General features: G+C 60.6%; 16 protein-coding genes and 1 pseudogene. 13 read left to right on the forward strand and 4 right to left on the reverse strand.

What is annotated here, in order from left to right; genetic code table 11:
* Window positions 1-149: 149 nt before the first annotated feature.
* The 4 genes from FQ185_RS15770 (at window position 150) to FQ185_RS15785 (ending at window position 4,485) form a co-directional block, all read left to right on the forward strand.
* The gene (locus FQ185_RS15770) at window positions 150-1,169 is read left to right on the forward strand and encodes a Glu/Leu/Phe/Val dehydrogenase dimerization domain-containing protein (RefSeq protein ID WP_149418207.1); all 1,020 of its coding nucleotides are present in this window, start codon (window positions 150-152) and stop codon (window positions 1,167-1,169) included.
* 116 nt (window positions 1,170-1,285) lie between these two features.
* Window positions 1,286-2,380: a pyruvate dehydrogenase (acetyl-transferring) E1 component subunit alpha gene (gene pdhA, locus FQ185_RS15775; protein ID WP_149418208.1), complete on the forward strand. Its 1,095-nt coding sequence runs from the start codon at window positions 1,286-1,288 to the stop codon at window positions 2,378-2,380.
* Window positions 2,373-3,359 carry an alpha-ketoacid dehydrogenase subunit beta gene (locus tag FQ185_RS15780; RefSeq protein WP_149418209.1) on the forward strand — a complete coding sequence of 329 codons (987 nt, stop codon included), beginning with the start codon at window positions 2,373-2,375 and terminating at the stop codon, window positions 3,357-3,359. Before pdhA ends, FQ185_RS15780 begins: the two co-directional genes overlap by 8 nt.
* A gap of 16 nt (window positions 3,360-3,375) precedes the next feature.
* A complete protein-coding gene (locus FQ185_RS15785) occupies window positions 3,376-4,485 on the forward strand; it encodes a dihydrolipoamide acetyltransferase family protein (RefSeq protein WP_149418210.1) in 1,110 nt (369 codons plus the stop codon).
* Window positions 4,486-4,643: 158 nt separating this feature from the next.
* On the opposite strand, the pseudogene FQ185_RS15790 reads toward FQ185_RS15785, so the two are convergent.
* Window positions 4,644-4,898: pseudogene (locus tag FQ185_RS15790) on the reverse strand (YebG family protein); the annotation flags it as partial.
* Window positions 4,899-5,178: 280 nt separating this feature from the next.
* Here FQ185_RS15790 and FQ185_RS15795 point away from each other — a divergent pair.
* Entirely contained in the window at window positions 5,179-5,679 is a 501-nt protein-coding gene (locus FQ185_RS15795) for a phosphate-starvation-inducible protein PsiE (protein WP_149418212.1), read from the forward strand.
* Here FQ185_RS15795 and FQ185_RS15800 read toward each other — a convergent pair.
* The 3 genes from FQ185_RS15800 to FQ185_RS15810 all read right to left on the reverse strand — a co-directional run bounded on the left by FQ185_RS15800 (window position 5,676) and on the right by FQ185_RS15810 (window position 8,953).
* Window positions 5,676-5,993 (reverse strand): DUF3509 domain-containing protein, encoded by a 318-nt coding sequence (locus tag FQ185_RS15800; RefSeq protein ID WP_149418213.1) that lies wholly within the window; start codon window positions 5,991-5,993, stop codon window positions 5,676-5,678. The two genes, FQ185_RS15795 and FQ185_RS15800, sit on opposite strands and share 4 nt — an antisense overlap.
* A gap of 217 nt (window positions 5,994-6,210) precedes the next feature.
* Window positions 6,211-7,512: an HAAAP family serine/threonine permease gene (locus FQ185_RS15805; RefSeq protein ID WP_149418214.1), complete on the reverse strand. Its 1,302-nt coding sequence runs from the start codon at window positions 7,510-7,512 to the stop codon at window positions 6,211-6,213.
* Window positions 7,513-7,576: 64 nt separating this feature from the next.
* Window positions 7,577-8,953, reverse strand: a complete 1,377-nt coding sequence (locus tag FQ185_RS15810; RefSeq protein ID WP_149418215.1) for an L-serine ammonia-lyase — start codon at window positions 8,951-8,953, stop codon at window positions 7,577-7,579.
* A 136-nt stretch (window positions 8,954-9,089) separates the two neighbouring features.
* Here FQ185_RS15810 and FQ185_RS15815 point away from each other — a divergent pair, with 136 nt between their 5' ends.
* The 8 genes from FQ185_RS15815 to FQ185_RS15850 all read left to right on the forward strand — a co-directional run bounded on the left by FQ185_RS15815 (window position 9,090) and on the right by FQ185_RS15850 (window position 17,291).
* Entirely contained in the window at window positions 9,090-10,037 is a 948-nt protein-coding gene (locus FQ185_RS15815; protein ID WP_149418216.1) for a LysR substrate-binding domain-containing protein, read from the forward strand.
* 212 nt (window positions 10,038-10,249) lie between these two features.
* Window positions 10,250-10,660, forward strand: coding sequence for an HPF/RaiA family ribosome-associated protein (locus FQ185_RS15820; RefSeq protein ID WP_149418217.1), 411 nt, complete (start codon window positions 10,250-10,252; stop codon window positions 10,658-10,660).
* A gap of 220 nt (window positions 10,661-10,880) precedes the next feature.
* Complete coding sequence (locus tag FQ185_RS15825; RefSeq protein ID WP_149418218.1) at window positions 10,881-11,183, forward strand: DUF3649 domain-containing protein; 303 nt, start codon at window positions 10,881-10,883, stop codon at window positions 11,181-11,183.
* Entirely contained in the window at window positions 11,183-12,763 is a 1,581-nt protein-coding gene (locus FQ185_RS15830; protein ID WP_149418219.1) for a PepSY domain-containing protein, read from the forward strand. Before FQ185_RS15825 ends, FQ185_RS15830 begins: the two co-directional genes overlap by 1 nt.
* Complete coding sequence (locus FQ185_RS15835) at window positions 12,764-13,090, forward strand: DUF3325 domain-containing protein (protein ID WP_149418220.1); 327 nt, start codon at window positions 12,764-12,766, stop codon at window positions 13,088-13,090. It abuts the gene before it with no gap.
* Between the two features lie 4 nt (window positions 13,091-13,094).
* Entirely contained in the window at window positions 13,095-13,658 is a 564-nt protein-coding gene (locus FQ185_RS15840; protein ID WP_149418221.1) for an RNA polymerase sigma factor, read from the forward strand.
* On the forward strand, window positions 13,655-14,644 hold the full coding sequence (locus FQ185_RS15845; protein ID WP_149418222.1) for a FecR family protein: 990 nt from the start codon (window positions 13,655-13,657) through the stop codon (window positions 14,642-14,644). Before FQ185_RS15840 ends, FQ185_RS15845 begins: the two co-directional genes overlap by 4 nt.
* Window positions 14,645-14,861: 217 nt before the next feature.
* Window positions 14,862-17,291, forward strand: coding sequence for a TonB-dependent receptor (locus FQ185_RS15850; protein ID WP_149418223.1), 2,430 nt, complete (start codon window positions 14,862-14,864; stop codon window positions 17,289-17,291).
* The last annotated feature ends 39 nt before the right edge of the window (window positions 17,292-17,330 follow it).

Below are 17,330 nucleotides of genomic sequence, written 5' to 3' on the forward strand. Positions count from 1 at the left end.
CTCTGGCATTCGTCCAGTGCCGCACACATGCGGTTGCAGGTTATTTCCGAAAGCCTGAATGGCGGCGCTGCTTATTCCGGTGCGCTTCTGCAATTTTCGGGCGCAAGCCTATACTGGCGACTACAAGAAGTGATTCGGGAGCCCCTACGATGTTCGCTCTCATGCAAAGCACTCGCCTTGAATCGCTGCATCTGAGCGTCGATCCGGTCACCGGGTTGAAGGCGGTCATTGCCATTCATAACAGCCGTCTGGGGCCTGCCCTGGGCGGTTGTCGTTACCTTGCCTATCCCAGCGACGAGTCCGCCGTCGAGGATGCGGTGCGCCTGGCCCAAGGCATGAGCTACAAGGCGGCGCTGGCCGGCCTGGCCCAGGGTGGCGGCGTGGCAGTGATTATTCGCCCGATCCATGTGGAAAACCGCGCCGCGCTGTTCGAAGCCTTCGGTCGCTGTATCAATCAGCTGGACGGCCGCTACATCACCGCCATCGACAGCGGCACCTCAGTGGCGGACATGGATTGCATCGCCCAACAGACTCAATACGTCACCAGCACCACCTCGGCGGGCGATCCTGCGCCGCACGCGGCGATGGGCGTGTTCACCGGCATTCGTGCCACCGCCATGGCCCGGCTGGGCAGCGATAACCTTGAAGGTTTGCGCGTGGCCATCCAAGGCCTTGGCAATGTTGGCTATGCCCTGGCCGAACAACTGCACGCAGCCGGTGCCGAGTTGCTGGTCAGCGACATCGACCACGGCAAGGTGCAACTGGCCATGGAACAACTCGGGGCGCATCCGATCGCCAACGATGCGTTGCTCAGCACGCCGTGCGACATTCTTGCCCCTTGCGGTCTGGGCGGTGTGCTCAATAGCAACAGCGTGACGCAATTGCGCTGCTCGGCGGTGGCCGGCTCGGCGAACAACCAGCTGATTCACCTCGAAGTCGCCGATCAGTTGGAGCGGCGGGGCATTTTGTATGCCCCCGATTACGTGATCAATTCCGGCGGGCTGATCTACGTGTCGCTCAAACACCGCGGTGAAGAGCTGACGACCATCACCGCACATTTGTCGAAAATCAGCTCGCGCCTGACCGAAATCTTCGCCCACGCCCAGGCGGAAAAACGCTCACCGGCCCGGGTGGCGGACGAGTTGGCGGAGAAAGTGCTGTACCGATGAAGTGGAACCGATGAAGGAGTAAGCGCCTATCCGGCAAAACTTGCTCCCAAGGCCTGACGTCACAAGGGTCAGGCTTGACCAACGCACGCAGACCCGGCGTGCCAGGAGCCCCTGTGATGCTTCACAAGGTTGAGCTGCCTTACACCCGATTTTTATCCCCCGAAGGCCAATTGCTCGGCGGACTCCCCAACTGGGCCGACGATTTCAATCTGCTCACGCGCCTCTACCGGCAGATGGTCCTGACCCGTCTTTTTGATCAGAAAGCTGTCGCCCTGCAACGCACCGGGCGCATCGGCACCTATGCGCCGACACTGGGTCAGGAAGCCATAGGCGTCGCCGTTGGCAGCCTGATGCATGTCGAAGATGTGCTGGTGCCGTATTACCGTGACACCGCCGTGCAGTTGATGCGCGGCGTGCGTATGGAAGAAATCCTCCTGTACTGGGGCGGCGACGAACGCGGCAGCGACTTTGCCGAACCTGCGGTGGCCCAGGACTTCCCGATCTGTGTGCCGATCGCCACCCAGGCCTTGCATGCCTGCGGCGTCGCCAGCGCGTTCAAGATCCGCGGCGAACATCGGGTTGCTGTCACCACGTGCGGCGACGGGGCAACCAGCAAAGGCGATTTCCTTGAAGCCCTGAACGTTGCTGGCGCGTGGCAGTTGCCAGTGGTGTTCGTGATCAACAACAACCAATGGGCGATCTCGGTGCCGCGCCGGATTCAATGCGGCGCCCCGACCCTGGCACAGAAAGCGATCGGTGCCGGGTTCCACGGTGAGCAGGTCGACGGCAATGACATGCTCGCGGTTTACGACCGAGTACAAGTGGCCCTGGAACGTGCGCGCCACGGCAAAGGTCCGGTGCTGCTGGAATGCCTGAGCTATCGCCTCGGCGACCACACCACCGCCGACGACGCCACGCGCTATCGGACGGCTGAGGAGGTCAAGCAGGCCTGGCTCGAAGAACCGGTCAAACGCCTGCAACGTTTCATGCTCGGGCAGGGCGTGTGGGATGAAAACCGTGAACAGGCATTGATCGGTGAATGCCAGGGCCTGGTGCAGCGTGCTGTGGATAACTTCGAGGCGGCGGGCACTCAGGCGCCCGAATCAGTGATGGATCATGTCTACGCCCAGTGGCCGGAGGCGTTGGCCGAGCAACGGGAAATGTTACTTGAACGGGCGGCGCGCCGAGCGGGAGATTCGGGCCATGAGTAACGGCAAAGTCACGTTGCTGGAAGCGGTGAACCTGGCGTTGCATCGGGCCATGAGCGAAGACGAAAACGTCATCGTCCTCGGCGAAGACGTCGGCGTGAACGGCGGCGTGTTCCGTGCCACTCAAGGGCTGCGCGACAGCTTCGGCTTCAAGCGGGTGATCGACTCGCCGCTGGCCGAAACCATGCTCGGCGGACTGGTCGTGGGCATGGCCGCCCAAGGCTTGAAACCGGTGGTGGAAATTCAGTTCATGGGTTTCATCTACGCCGCCATGGAACACTTGGTGTCCCACGCCAGCCGCATGCGCAATCGCACCCGCGGGCGGATCACGTGCCCGATGGTCATGCGCACACCGATGGGTGCGGGCATTCGCGCGCCAGAACATCACAGCGAAAGCACTGAAGCACTGTTCGCGCACATTCCGGGGCTGCGGGTGGTGATCCCGTCATCGCCGGCCCGGGCCTATGGCTTGTTGTTGGCGGCCATCGACGATCCGGATCCGGTGGTGTTTCTCGAACCGACCCGGCTCTATCGAATGAACCCGCAACCGTTGTTGGACGACGGTAAACGCCTGCCGCTGGACAGCTGTTTCACCCTGCGCGAAGGCAGCGATATCACCCTGATCAGCTGGGGCGCCAGCGTGATGGAAACCCTGCAAGCCGCGACCGTACTGGCGGAGCGGGGCGTGTCGGCGGAAGTGATCGATGTCGCGAGTATCAAGCCGCTGGACCTCGACACGATGGAAGCCTCGGTGCGCAAGACCGGTCGCTGTGTGATCGTCCACGAGGCGCCTCGCTCCTGTGGCGTCGGTGCAGAAGTTGCCGCGAGTCTTTACGAGCGCGTGTTGCTGGAATTGCAGGCACCGATCCAGCGAGTCACCGCGCCGGACATTCCGCCGCCGCTGTATCGTCTGGAGTCGCTGTACATGCCCAACGTCGAAGACATTCTGCAGGCCTGCGATAACGTTCTTCACTTTGCCTGACCCCAAGGAGACGGCGATGAAATATTTCAAATTGCCAGATCTGGGCGAGGGTTTGCAGGAGGCGGAAATCGTTCGCTGGCACGTATCGGTCGGCGATGCTGTCAAGGCTGACCAGCTACTGGTGTCGGTGGAAACCGCCAAAGCCTTGGTGGAAATTCCCGCGCCGTACGACGGCGTGGTGGCGAAATTCTACGGCGGCGAGGGCGACATCATTCACGTCGGTGAGCCGTTGCTCGGTTACGAAGGTGAAGCAGACGCCGGCACCGTGGTCGGGCGGCTTGAAGGCGGTGGCAGCAGTCAGGAGGACGCGTTTTTCATCGGCGCCGCCCCTTCAACCCGCGAGCATCTGGCGACCCGCGCCACGCCGGCCGTGCGGCAACTGGCTCGGCAACTCGGCGTGGAATTGAGCGGGCTGACAGGTTCCGGCCACGAGGGGCTGATCACCCGCACGGATGTGGAAAACGCGGCTCAAACTGAACTGGATCGCTTCGGCGGTGAACGGTTGCGCGGTGTGCGGCGTAGCATGGCGCTGAACATGGCCCGGTCCCATGCCGAAGTCGTGCCGGTGACGATTTTCGGTGACGCCGACCTGCATCGCTGGGGTCAGGCACGCGAACCGCTGATTCGTCTCGCCAAGGCGATGGCAGCAGCGTGCGCCGTGGAACCGGTGCTCAACAGCGCCTTCGACGGCAAAAGCCTTTCGCTCAAACAACACGAACGGCTTGATCTGGGTATCGCCGTGGATACGCCTGACGGTTTGTTTGTGCCAGTGCTGCGCGATGTCGGTCATCGCACTTCGGCTGATTTGAAGGAAGGCGTCATGCGATTAAGAGCCGATGTGCAGGCGCGATCGATTCCGCCCAAGGAAATGATGGGGGCAACCCTGACGCTGTCGAATTTCGGCACCTTGTTCGGCCGCTACGCCAACCCGGTGGTGGTGCCGCCGCAAGTGGCGATCCTCGCCGCTGGCGCGATCCGCGATGAACCGGTGGCGGTCGATGGCGCGGTGGTGGTGCATCCGGTTCTGCCGCTGTCCCTGACCTTCGATCATCGCGTGGTGACCGGCGGCGAGGCGGCGCGATTCTTCAAGGCATTGGTCGAAGCACTGGAACAACCCGAAGCTTAGGTTTTTCGCAGACATGAAAAAGGCCCTGAGCCAATGACTCAGGGCCTATTCAATTCGGGCATTGCTTACTTGGCAGCCTTGGGGGCTTTAACCGGTTTGGTCGGCGCAACGCCAGGCTCTTCAATGGGTGCAGCCACTTCAACCGGTTCAACGACTTCAGCAGGCGCGTTCAGCAATTCGGACAACGCGTCCGGCTGGCTCTTGAACGCCTTGGCGAACACATCGCGATTCTTCGCCATGTAGATCCCGGCTTCTTCCACTTGCTGTTCGGTCAGGGACGGAACAGCTTTTTGCAACACTTCAGCCAGCAATTCGGCCAGTTCGAGCATTTTGTCATGACGGTCAGCTTCGGCTTTATCCATGAACAAGCGCTCCAGATCTCGGCTGCTGCGGTATACCACTTCGACGGCCATTCACCACCTCACATGCCTTCACATTAAGTTGTCTTATTCGACTACTGTATTTATATACAGCGAAAAGGATAAGCGAATCCCTGCGCTTTGGGTAGTGGCTTTTTAATGTAGACCGAAATCAGGGTTTGTCAGGCGCAATCGTTGCAGCGGGTGCGACCAAACGCCACGGCGCGCGTTTTCAGGCTCCTCGCCATCATGTACTGGCCTTTTTTCTGCATGCAGAACAACCGTCACGTCAAACCCGCATCATCCGCTCGAACCGAGCTAAGGAACCATCATCGTGAAAATCAACTGGGCCGAGAACCTGCGGCAGAACGTGCATCAACTGGCCGAGTCCCTGGGCAACCTGTTCGTCGAGACCTTCCACTACTTGGCGCTGTTCGCCATCGGTGCCGTGACCGCATGGGCGGCGGTGATGGAGTTTCTGGGGATGATCGAAGAGGGACACATCAAGATCGATGACATCTTGCTGTTGTTCATCTACCTGGAATTGGGGGCGATGGTCGGGATTTACTTCAAGACCAACCACATGCCGGTGCGCTTTCTGATCTACGTGGCCATCACCGCGCTGACGCGACTGCTGATCTCCAACGTCTCGCACCACAACCCGCCGGATATCGGCATCATCTACCTGTGCGGCGGGATTCTGCTGCTGGCGTTTGCGATTCTGGTGGTGCGTTACGCCTCGTCGCAATTCCCTTCGGTAAAGATCGAACACCCGCAACGCAAGATCGGTACGGGTTCCGGTGAGCATCCCGAGGTGGAGAAGGGCGAGATTTAAAGCCGCATGGCCGGGCGGCTGGGGCCTTTGACGCGTGGCGGCGGCAGGTTGTGATTGTCGCCGTCGGTCATGGCTTCGAGGATGTCCATGGCGCTGTGGCCCTGTTCGATGGCGATGCCGAATTGAATGCTTTGCACCAGGCGTTTGAGGCGCTGGGGGTCATTGCGTTGTTCGGCGCTGATCATGCGTTTGGCGACCACGTGACCGCTGTTGGACAGGGTCAGCATGATGCTGCCGTCCAGACCCTGAATGCTCAGGTTGATCTGGTAATCCGGTGCAAAGGCATCGGTGATGAGCTGAAAAGGGTTGTCCATGATGCGTTACCGCCTGATTGAACGTGCAGTTGTTGACGGCCGTGATCGGGATTAGTTCGCAATACCAGACCACCGGCACGTCGCTCGCTGAGGTTTTCAAAAAGTCCTTTTGCCTCAGGAGTGTCATAGCAAGGGGCATGCCGGAAGAATTGTCGAACAATGATCTCGGCAAAAAAGAGGCGGGCTCCATGGCCCGCCTGCTTTTTTTCTGCCCGTTTCAGGGCATGAATGAGTAGATGATCGCAGACAGTGCAATCAACCCGATCAGCACCACGAACACGTTCGAAGCCTGCCCGGAGTACTGGCGCAAGGCCGGCACGCGGCGAATGGCGTACATCGGCATCAGGAACAACAGGCACGCGATGATTGGCCCGCCGAGGGTTTCGATCATGCCGAGGATGCTCGGGTTGAAGGTCGCTACGGCCCAGCAACTGAGGATCATGAACAGCGCGGTCACGCGGTTCAGCCAGCTTGCCGACATCACCCGGCCACGGCCGCGCAGGCTTTTCACGATCAGACCCTGGAAGCCTTCGCTGGCGCCGATGTAATGGCCGAGGAAGGATTTGGTGATCGCCACCAGTGCAATCAACGGCGCGGCGTAGGCGATGACTGGCGTCTGGAAGTGGTTGGCCAGGTACGACAGGATCGAGATGTTCTGCGCCTTCGCTGCCGCGAGGTCTGCCGGGGACAGTGCCAGTACGCAACTGAAACAGAAGAACATCACCGTCACTACCATCATCGCGTGGGCGATAGCGAGGATACCGCTGCTTTTGCGCTCGGCTTGTTCGCCGTAACGCTGTTTCTGATCGACGGAAAAAGCGGAAATGATCGGCGAATGGTTGAACGAGAACACCATCACCGGAATCGCCAGCCACAAGGTTTTGAAGAACAGCGACATTTCCATGCCTTCACTGGCGGTGGCGAAGAACGCGCCGTTCCAGTTCGGGATCAAGCTGAAACCGAGCAGCAGCAACGCCGCGACGAACGGGTAAACCAGCACGCTCATGCATTTGACGATGACACCCTGACCGCAGCGCACGATCGCCATTAAACCGAGGATCAGCACCAGCGACAGAATGGCTCGCGGTGGCGGAGCGATGTGCAACTGGTGCTCCATGAAGCTGCTGAGCGTGTTGGTCAGCGCCACGCTGTACACCAGCAGAATCGGGAAGATCGCGAAGAAGTACAGCAGCGTGATCAGCTTGCCGGCACCGATGCCGAAGTGTTCTTCCACTACTTCGGTGATGTCCCCGGAACGGCCGGACAGCACGAAACGGGTCAGCCCGCGGTGGGCGAAAAACGTCATCGGGAAGGCCAGTACAGCCAGGATCAGCAACGGCCAGAAACCACCCACGCCGGCGTTGATCGGCAGGAACAGCGTACCGGCGCCAATTGCCGTGCCGTAGAGGCCGAGCATCCAGGTGGTGTCGTGTTTGCTCCAGCCCTTGGTGACTGCAGCGCTATCGCGTTTGAGTTCTACAGCAGGATTATCGGCAGCAGGTGTGCGTACATCGGTCATCGTTTTTTGGCCTCGTTATTGTTCTTGCTCGGGCTCACGTGTTACGGACGGTCGGGAGTGCTCCTCAGCACTCCACCCAGCTGACAGCCAGGCCGCCCCGTGAAGTCTCTTTGTATTTGTCATGCATGTCGGCGCCGGTATCGCGCATGGTGCGGATCACCCGGTCCAGGGAAATGAAGTGCTTGCCGTCGCCGCGCAGGGCCATTTGCGTGGCGTTGATCGCCTTCACGGCGGCAATCGCATTGCGCTCGATACACGGCACCTGGACCAGCCCGCCGACCGGGTCGCAGGTCAGGCCGAGGTTGTGTTCCAGGCCGATCTCGGCGGCGTTTTCCAGTTGCTCCGGGGTGGCACCGAGTATGTCCGCCAGACCGGCGGCGGCCATTGCACAGGCAGAACCGACTTCGCCCTGACAGCCAACTTCGGCACCGGAGATCGACGCGTTTTTCTTGCAGAGGATGCCGACGGCTGCAGCGCCCAGGAAGAAGGCGACGACGTCATCGTCCGACGCATCCGGATTGAATTTCATGTAGTAGTGCAGCACTGCCGGAATGATCCCGGCCGCACCGTTGGTAGGCGCGGTAACCATTCGTCCGCCGGCGGCGTTTTCTTCGTTCACGGCGAGGGCGAACAGATTCACCCACTCCATGGCGGACAGGGTGGAGGTGATGACATTCGGCTTGCCGATTTCCAACAGGCTGCGATGCAATTTCGCCGCCCGGCGCGGAACATTCAGACCGCCCGGCAGGATGCCCTCGTGGCGCAGGCCTTGCTCGACGCATTCACGCATCACCGACCAGATGTGCAGCAAGCCCTCGCGGATTTCGGCTTCGCTACGCCAGGCCAGTTCATTCGCCATCATCAACTCGGAAACCCGCAGGCCATGCTGGTTGCAGAGCTTGAGCAATTCGGCGGCGCTGGAGAAGTCGTAGGGCAGCACTACATCGCTGGTGGGCGCGATGCCGGACTCGGCTTCGGCTGCTTCAATGATGAAACCGCCACCGATCGAGTAGTACGTTTGCTCTGACAATTCACCGGTTTCGCCAAAGGCTGTCAGGGACATGGCGTTGGGGTGGTAGGGCAAACTCTCGTCGAGCAGCAGGAGATCGCGTTGCCAGTTGAAGGCGATGGTCTTTTTGCCCGCCAGATTCAGTTCTTCGGTCTCGCGCAATGTGTTGATTCGGCGTTCGATGCTGGTCGGATCAATGCTGTCCGGCCATTCGCCCATCAGGCCCATCACGCAGGCACGGTCGGTGGCGTGGCCGACGCCGGTGGCGGAAAGTGAGCCGTACAGGCGGATTTCTACCCGACGTACGGCGTCCAGCAAACCCTGATCAATCAATGCCTGGGCGAAGGTTGCAGCGGCGCGCATCGGGCCGACGGTGTGGGAACTGGACGGACCGATGCCGACTTTGAAAAGATCGAAAACACTGATAGCCATGCTAAAGCCTATACAAGCAACGGAAGAGGAATCGCTGCCATGTTTTGTAGGACAAGCGCAATGTCGGCGATACTGCCCACCTCGGTCCTACGTGACCAACGAAACCTCCTAAGACAGCCTTTAGCAGGACTAAACGATGAGTCGTCAATTACACGCCCAGACCTACGTCTGGCTGCACGTGTTTTCCTGTGCCGCGCGACACTTGTCTTTCACCCGTTGCGCCGAAGAGCTGCACATCACGCCGGGTGCGGTCAGTCAGCAAATCCGCCAATTGGAAGAACGATTGGGTTTTCGCCTGTTTCATCGTCGCGCTCGCGGGGTGGAATTGAGCGCAGAAGGCCAGCGACTGGCCATCACGGTCAACGAGGCTTACGGCAGCATCGATGCAGAATTGCGACGACTGGACGCGGGAATGATCAGCGGCATTCTGCGGGTGCGCTCGATTCCGTCATTCCTGAGCAAGTGGCTGACGCCGCGTCTGCCGCGTTTTCAGCAACGTTTTCCGGACATCCAATTACGCCTGGTGGCCGAGGACAGCAGCGTGCCGTTGCACGAGGGCGACTTCGATCTGGCCATCGACCTGAATGACGGCAGCTACCCAGGCTTGTTATCCACAGCCCTGCTCGACGAGCAGATCTTCCCGGTCTGTGCTCCGAGCCTTTTGCGCGGCCGCCCGCCGTTGCATGGCCCGGCGGACCTGGTGCATTTTCCGTTGTTGCACGACATCACTGCCTGGCGCGGCAGTTACGAGTATGCGGAATGGGAGTTCTATCTGAATGCCATCGGCTTCGAAGGCGCGGACGTGCGGCGCGGGCACACCTTCAATCGCAATCACCTGACCATCGAAGCGGCGACAGCCGGGATGGGCGTGGCAATTGCACGAAGAACGCTGCTCAACGATGAACTGGAGCGCGGGACGTTGATCGTGCCGTTTGGCCTGGCGGTGCCCAATCATAAACGTTACGTGCTGCTTTATGCGCCGGGTGCGCTGAGCCATCCGGGCGTGCGCGCGGTGCATGACTGGCTGGTAGAGGAGGCGGGGATTTTTCGGAGCCTGCACCCGCTGGCGGAGCGGCAGATGTGAGTAAATGTGACGTATAGGCGTGGCGACCCGACTCCCGACCTTAACAGCGCTTTTGCCCGTTGTCCGGCTTTTTTTGCGAATCAAAATTTATCTTTTTTAGGGGTTGAATTGTTCTGCGAGCAGACCGATTGTGTAAGTAAGAGGTCACGGTGATGACGCCCAAGGGCCAGCCGAAGCACCTCTCGCTAGCTAGCTGAAATAAGGGATGAACTATGCAAATCCAAGTCAACAGTGATAACCATATTCAAAGCAGCATCCGACTGGAGGAGTGGGTACGTACTACCATTGAGAGCACGCTAGAACGTTATGAAGAGGACCTGACACGCGTCGAGGTTCATCTGCGGGACGAGAACGGCGACAAGCCCGGTCCCCATGACATGCGCTGTCAGCTAGAAGCGCGGCCAAAAGGCCACCAACCGATTTCCGTCACCCATAAAGCCGACACCCTGGAGCAAGCGATCGACGGGGCGGCCACCAAGCTTGAACATGCGCTGGATCACCTGTTCGGCAAACTGCGAGGCAAACCACGTGCCGCTGTGGTGCCGTTCGAGAGGGGCGCACATGCTGATGTGCTGCTGGAAGAAGAGTTTCTCGAGAACGAACAGGCTGCACAAAACGGCTGAAGCCTGATTTGATTTTTACCTTCCCACTGAAAACGGGCCTGCTTATGCAGGCCCGTTCTTGTTTGTGGGGATCGTTCCCCCGCTCTGCGTGGGTACGATCCCCATAAGTAAGCGTCCCTCCCATCGCATCTTTTTTGCGTATGAGAATATTTATCATTAATATTGCGGCCTTGTTGGCCCGTGACATCACGATGGCCTCACCCGGTTTCAAGGTCGAAACATGAAAGGCAAAACCACCACGCTCCCCGTTTCTTACCGACTGGCGGTCACCTCTCGGGTGCTGGCCGCCGTATTGGGCGGTTACCTCGTCGCGGCACTGGCGAGTGTCAGCCTGACGATGTGGCTGCCCATGGCCCGCGCCGAAGCTGTGGTGACCGGGATGATGACTTCGTTTCTGGTCTACCTGGTTGCGGTGCTTTGGTGTTTTGCCTGTCGCACCGCGTGGCAGGCCTGGTTCGGGTTGATCGTGCCGAGCATCGTATTGGCGGCCGTGTCGGGACTGGCCTATTGGATGGGCCACTGATGAAAGAGGGCTTTCGCCAGGCCATGGCCTGGCTGCACACCTGGGCCGGTCTGATCTTCGGCTGGCTGCTGTTCGCGATTTTCCTGACCGGCACGCTCGCCTATTTCAAGGACGAGATCAGCCACTGGATGCAGCCGGAAATTCCCGTCCGTTCGGTATCCTCCGAAACCAGCTTGACCCTGGCACAGGACTATCTTGCGCAGCACGCCGCCGGTGCGTCGCGCTGGTCCATCGATTTGCCCGATGCCCGCGAACCCGGCTTGTCGGTGAGGTGGCAACAAACCCCGGCCAAGCCCGGCACGCGCGGCCCGTTCACGGAAAAACTCCTCGACCCGCAAACCGGTGACGAAGTGCGAGGCCGGGACACCCGAGGTGGCGACTTCTTCTACCGCTTCCACTTCCAGCTACAAATGCCTTTTCCGTGGGGCCGCTGGTTGTCGACCATTGCGGCCATGGTGATGTTCGTCGCGCTGATCAGCGGGATCATCACGCACAAGAAAATCTTCAAGGATTTCTTCACCTTCCGCCCGCGCAAAGGCCAGCGTTCCTGGCTCGACGGACACAACGCGGTGGGCGTGCTGGTGTTGCCGTTCCACTTGATGATCACTTACAGCAGCCTGGTGATTTTCATGGCGATGGTGATGCCGGCGAGCATCCTTTCCTCCTACAAAGGTGATGTCAGCGCGTTTTATGACGAGGTGTATCCAGCGTCCAACACGCCCGAAGCCGCGGGCAGACCGGGTGAGCTGGCACCGCTGGCGCCGCTGCTGGAACGCGCTCGCGAGCAATGGTCGGGCGGGCGAGTCGGGCGCCTCACGGTGAATAATCCGGGGGATGCGAACGCCTCTGTCGTGCTCGTGCGTGACGGCACCGATCGTGTGGTCCACGAATTTGGCAGTGCGCTGACATTCGATGGTGTGACCGGACAGCTACTTGGCACCACACCCAAGCAAGCCGTTGCGATGGCGATTGCCGGCAGTTTCTACGGCTTGCACATGGGCCATTTTGCCGGGCCGGTGTTGCGCTGGCTGTACTTCATTTGTGGATTGGCCAGCACGGCGATGATCGGTACCGGGTTGGTGATCTGGCTCGGCAAGCGTCAGCTCAAACACGCGAAAAGCGGTGTGATGCCGTTCGAGTTGCGGTTGGTGGAAGTACTGAACATCGCCAGCATGTCGGGGTTGATGCTCGCGGTGGCGGGGTTCTTCTGGGCCAATCGTTTATTGCCGGTCGGGATGGCCGGGCGGGCGGATTGGGAAGTGAACAGCTTCTTTATCGTCTGGGGCCTGAGCGTGTTGCATGCGATGGTCCGCCGTGGCCGTGCGGCATGGATCGAGCAGTTGGCACTGGCGGCGTTGCTGTTTTGCGCGGTGCCGCTGCTCAACGCCTTGAGCACGCCTCACCACTTGGGCGTCTCGCTGGCGCAGGGCGATTGGGCCATGGCCGGTTTCGATCTGGCGTGCCTGGGCAGTGGTCTGTTTTTCGCTTGGGCCGCGTGGAAAATGCAGCACTCGGGGCAGGTACGTCGTGTAAGCCGAGAACGTGCGCGACCGATCACCCTTGAACGAGAGGCAAACTGAATGTTGCTGGCCCTGTTGCTTTGCTACGGCGGTTTCACCGCGCTGTGTTTATCGATGGATCGGCATCACGCTGAGCTCCTGGGGCGCAAGCCGTCGGCCCGACGCCGCCAGCGCATGAAGTTCAGTGGCTGGCTGCTGCTGGCCTTGTCGTTGTGGGCGGCGGTGTCGGCGGCGGGCTGGGGGCTGGGGTTGGTGGAGTGGTTCGCGGTGTTGATGCTCAGTGCCTTGGTGCTGGTGTTGTTGATGCCGTATCGACCGCGTCTGGCGTTGTCGTTGGCCGGGTTGGGCCTGCTGGTCAGCCCCGTTGCAGCGTTTGCGCAGTGCTGACCCGATGATCAGTGGTCCTGGGCAATCCCACGATGATGAGCACCGCGGTGCGCGTGCGCATTTCCTGCAGGTGTTCCTTTCCCAGCGCTCGCAAATGGAAGCGCTGGTGAGCCGCCGCGTCGGTTGCCGAGCGACGGCGGCGGACCTGGTGCAGGACTTGTTCCTGCGTTTCTGGCGCCGGCCGCTGGTGCAGGTGGAAGAACTCAGCACCTACCTGCTGCGTTGCGCCGGCAACATCGCCATCGACCATTTGCGCAGTGAGGGCACGCGGGTGCGGGTCAACGAAGGCTGGATGCCGGAAGCGCCGGACAGCCAGGGCAGTGAACCGCAAGCGGCGCTGGAGGCGGGCAACGATTTGCGTCACGTCGAAGCGGCGTTGCGCGCATTGCCTGAGCGCACGCGGCAGATTTTTTTGCTCAACCGCATTCATGGGCGCAAGTACGCCGAGATCGCCAAAGCCATGGGTTTGTCCCAAAGCGCCGTGGAAAAACACATGATGCGCGCCCTCGAAGCCTGCAAGGCCAGCCTGCGGGAACCCGAACCGCGCACGCCAGGGAAAGCACTGTGAACCTCATCGAACGCGTCGCCCCGACGCCCGCTCAGGAGCAGGCGGCTTTTGCCTGGCTGAGTCTGTTGCATGACCAGCCCAGCAGCGGCGATCAGACTGCTTTCAGTCAGTGGTTGCTGGCCGATCCCGCTCACGCCGAAGCTTATGCGCAGGCACAAGTGGTGTGGGAATTGAGCGAAGGGCCGGCACGGACGCTGGCTGATGAAGAGGCCTTTACCTTGCAGGGTTACCTCAACGCGATGAATCGCCCGCGCCGCAGCAGCGTGCCGCGTTGGTCGGGGGCGCTGGCGATGGCGGCGTGTCTGCTGCTGATGATCAGCGTTGGCACGGGTTGGCAACCGTCGCGCTGGATCGATGATCTGGACGCGGACTATGTGTCGGCGCCGGGGGAAATTCGCACCGTCACATTGGCAGATCAGTCGCAAGTCACCCTGGATGCCGACAGCGCGATTGCGGTGGATTTCAGTCGTGGCGAGCGGCATGTCCAGGTGCGCCGTGGTGCCGGATTTTTCAATGTGACGCACACAGGCGAGCCGTTTGTGGTCGACGCTGAAAAGGGTCAGGCGCAGGTGCTGGGAACACAGTTCGAAGTCCGCCTGCTGCCCCACGGCGCGCAGGTGACGGTGCTGTCCGGGCGAGTCGGGGTGACGGCAGACAAGCACGCCGCACAGCAAATCCTGACGGCCGGCCAGCAGGTGGCTTATGGCGATGGCTCGGCGAAAAAACTCCATGCCATCGACAGCGAAGCGCAGTTGGCGTGGCGTCAGGGTTGGCTCAATTACTACAAGGCGACACTGGCCGAGGTGGTGCAGGACCTGGGGCGGTATTACCCGGGGCGGATTGTGCTGCTCAACGATGAACTGGCGGCGCGACGGGTCAGCGGCAGTTTTCCGAGCACGGATCCGCAAGCGGTGTTGAGTTCGTTGCAAGGGGTGTTGGGGTTTGAGCAGCATCACCTTTTGGGGCATCTGATTATTTTGCGTTGAGGCTGCTGGCCTCTTCGCGAGCAGGCTCGCTCCCACGTTTGAAATGCATTCCCCCTGTGGGAGCGAGCCTGCTCGCGAAGGCGTCAAATCAAACACCGCATGCCCCGAATGAAAATTATTTCAACTTTCTGGTGAGGTAAACCCCGACGCCATTCGTGTAGTGACTGAAACTGCGAGTCATTCGCATCCCGTAGCGGTTCTACACAGGTCATGAGCAATGAAGTCCAGGGCAAAATCGGATTCGGTCAAACAATGGTTGGGTACGTGTGCATTGAGCTTTTCGGCGTTGGCGTTATTGCCGTTGAGTGTGGCGGTGGCGGCTGAGGTCGGTAATACCCAGCAGCGCACGTCGTTCAACTTCGCAATCGCCGCCAAACCGCTGCCCCAGGCCCTGAGCGACTTCAGCCGGGTCACCGGCATCAGTGTGGTGTACACCGATGAAGCGCCGTACGGTCTCACCGCCCCGGCGATCAATGGCCCGTTGAGCGCCGAGCAGGCCATGCAGCGTTTGCTCAGCGGTTCGGGTTTCACCTTCCGCCGCACCGACGCCCGTACCCTGGTGCTGGAGCCCGCGCCTACTGCAGGCGCGTTGAATCTGGGCGCGACCACCATCACTTCGGTGGCCGATCAATCGATGAGCTATCAGCCGCCGCCCACCAGTTCGGTGATGCGCTCCTCGGCGTTGCTCCAGGAAATCCCTCAGACCGTCAATGTGATCCCGGCTCAGGTCATTCGCGACCAGGCACCGCGCAATCTCGATGACGCGCTGGCCAACGTCAGCGGCATCACCCAGGGCAACACGCTGGCGAGCACCCAGGATTCGGTGATGACTCGCGGCTTCGGCGATAACCGCAACGGCTCGATCATGCGTGACGGCATGCCGATCGTGCAGGGCCGAGGCATGAATGCAACCGTGGACCGCGTCGAAGTGCTCAAGGGCCCGGCCTCGCTTCTGTACGGCATCCAGGACCCGGGCGGCGTGGTCAACATGGTCAGCAAGAAACCCGAGCTTGAGCAGTACAACGCCCTGACGCTGCGCGGTTCGACCTATGGCGACGGCAAAAACGGCAGTGGTGGCGGCCTCGACAGCACTGGTGCGCAGGGCGATTCCGGGCTGGCGTACCGCATGGTCCTGGACCACGAAGACGAAGATTACTGGCGCAACTTCGGCACTCATCGCGAGACATTGGTGGCGCCGTCCCTGGCCTGGTTCGGCGAAAGCACCCAGCTGTTGTTCGCCTACGAACACCGTGAATTCCTGACCCCGTTCGACCGTGGCACGATCATCGATCCGCGCACCAACCACCCGTTGGACATCTCGCGCAACGAACGCCTGGACGAGCCGTTCAACAACATGGAAGGCCGCTCGGACCTTTACCACTTCGAAGCCGATCACGAGCTCAACGACAACTGGAAAGCCCACTTCGGCTACAGCTGGAACCGTGAAACCTACGACGCCAGCCAGGTGCGCGTCACCGCCATCGACACCACCAGGGGCACGCTGACCCGCAGCATGGACGGGACTCAGAACGCTATCAGCACCGACCGCTTCACCACCGCCAGCCTTGAAGGCAAAGTGAATGTGCTGGGCATGCAACATGACCTGGTGTTCGGCGTCGATGACGAGTACCGCAAGATCTACCGCGAAGACCTGATCCGCCAGAAAAGCCTGAGCACCTTCAGTTACGTCAACCCGGTCTATGGCCGTGAAGTCGCCGGCACCACCGTCAGCCCGGCCGACAGCGCACAGACCGACAAACTGCGCAGCGATTCGATATTCCTCCAGGACTCGATCCACCTGACTGATAAGTGGATTCTGGTGGCAGGCGGGCGCTTCCAGGAGTACGACCAGTACGCCGGCAAAGGCGTGCCGTTCCGGGCCAACACCGACAGCAACGGTCAGAAATGGGTGCCGCGCACCGGTCTGGTCTACCGCTATACCGATGAACTGTCGTTCTATGGCAGCTACACCGAATCGTTCAAACCCAACTCGACCATTGCGCCATTGAGCGGCAGCAGCATCGTGCTCGACGGCAGCGTCGCGCCGGAAGAAGCCAAGTCCTGGGAAATCGGCGCCAGGCTCGACATGCCGGGGCGCATCACCGGCAACGTCGCACTGTTCGACATCAAGAAGCGCAACGTGCTGATCGCCAACTCCGAAGGTCCGACGACGATCTACAGCGCCGCCGGTGAAGTGCGCTCCCGTGGCCTGGAAGTGGACCTGACCGGCCAGCTCAGTGATCGCTGGAGCCTGATCGGCAGCTATGCCTACACCGATGCCGAAGTCACCGAAGACCCGGACTACAAGGGCAAAAAACTGCAAAACGTCGCCAGGAACACCGGCTCGCTGTCGGCGGTCTACGACTTCGGCACCCTTGTTGGCGGTGATCAACTGCGCGTCGGCGCCGGTGCGCGGTATGTCGGCGAGCGGGCGGGGAACGCGGTGAATGATTTCGACTTGCCGGGCTACACTGTGGCCGATGCGTTTGCCACTTACGACACCAAAATCGAAGGGCAGAAGGTCAAGTTTCAGCTCAACGTGAAGAACCTGTTTGACCGCACCTACTACACCTCGGCGGCGAGCCGGTTCTTTGTGTCGATGGGGGATTCGCGGCAGATCTCACTGTCCAGCACGTTGGAGTTTTAACAGAGACCGCGTCATCGTTCATCGCGAGCAGGCTCGCTC

The sequence above is a fragment of the Pseudomonas sp. ANT_H12B genome (genome assembly GCF_008369325.1).
In the GTDB taxonomy this organism is placed as follows: domain Bacteria; phylum Pseudomonadota; class Gammaproteobacteria; order Pseudomonadales; family Pseudomonadaceae; genus Aquipseudomonas.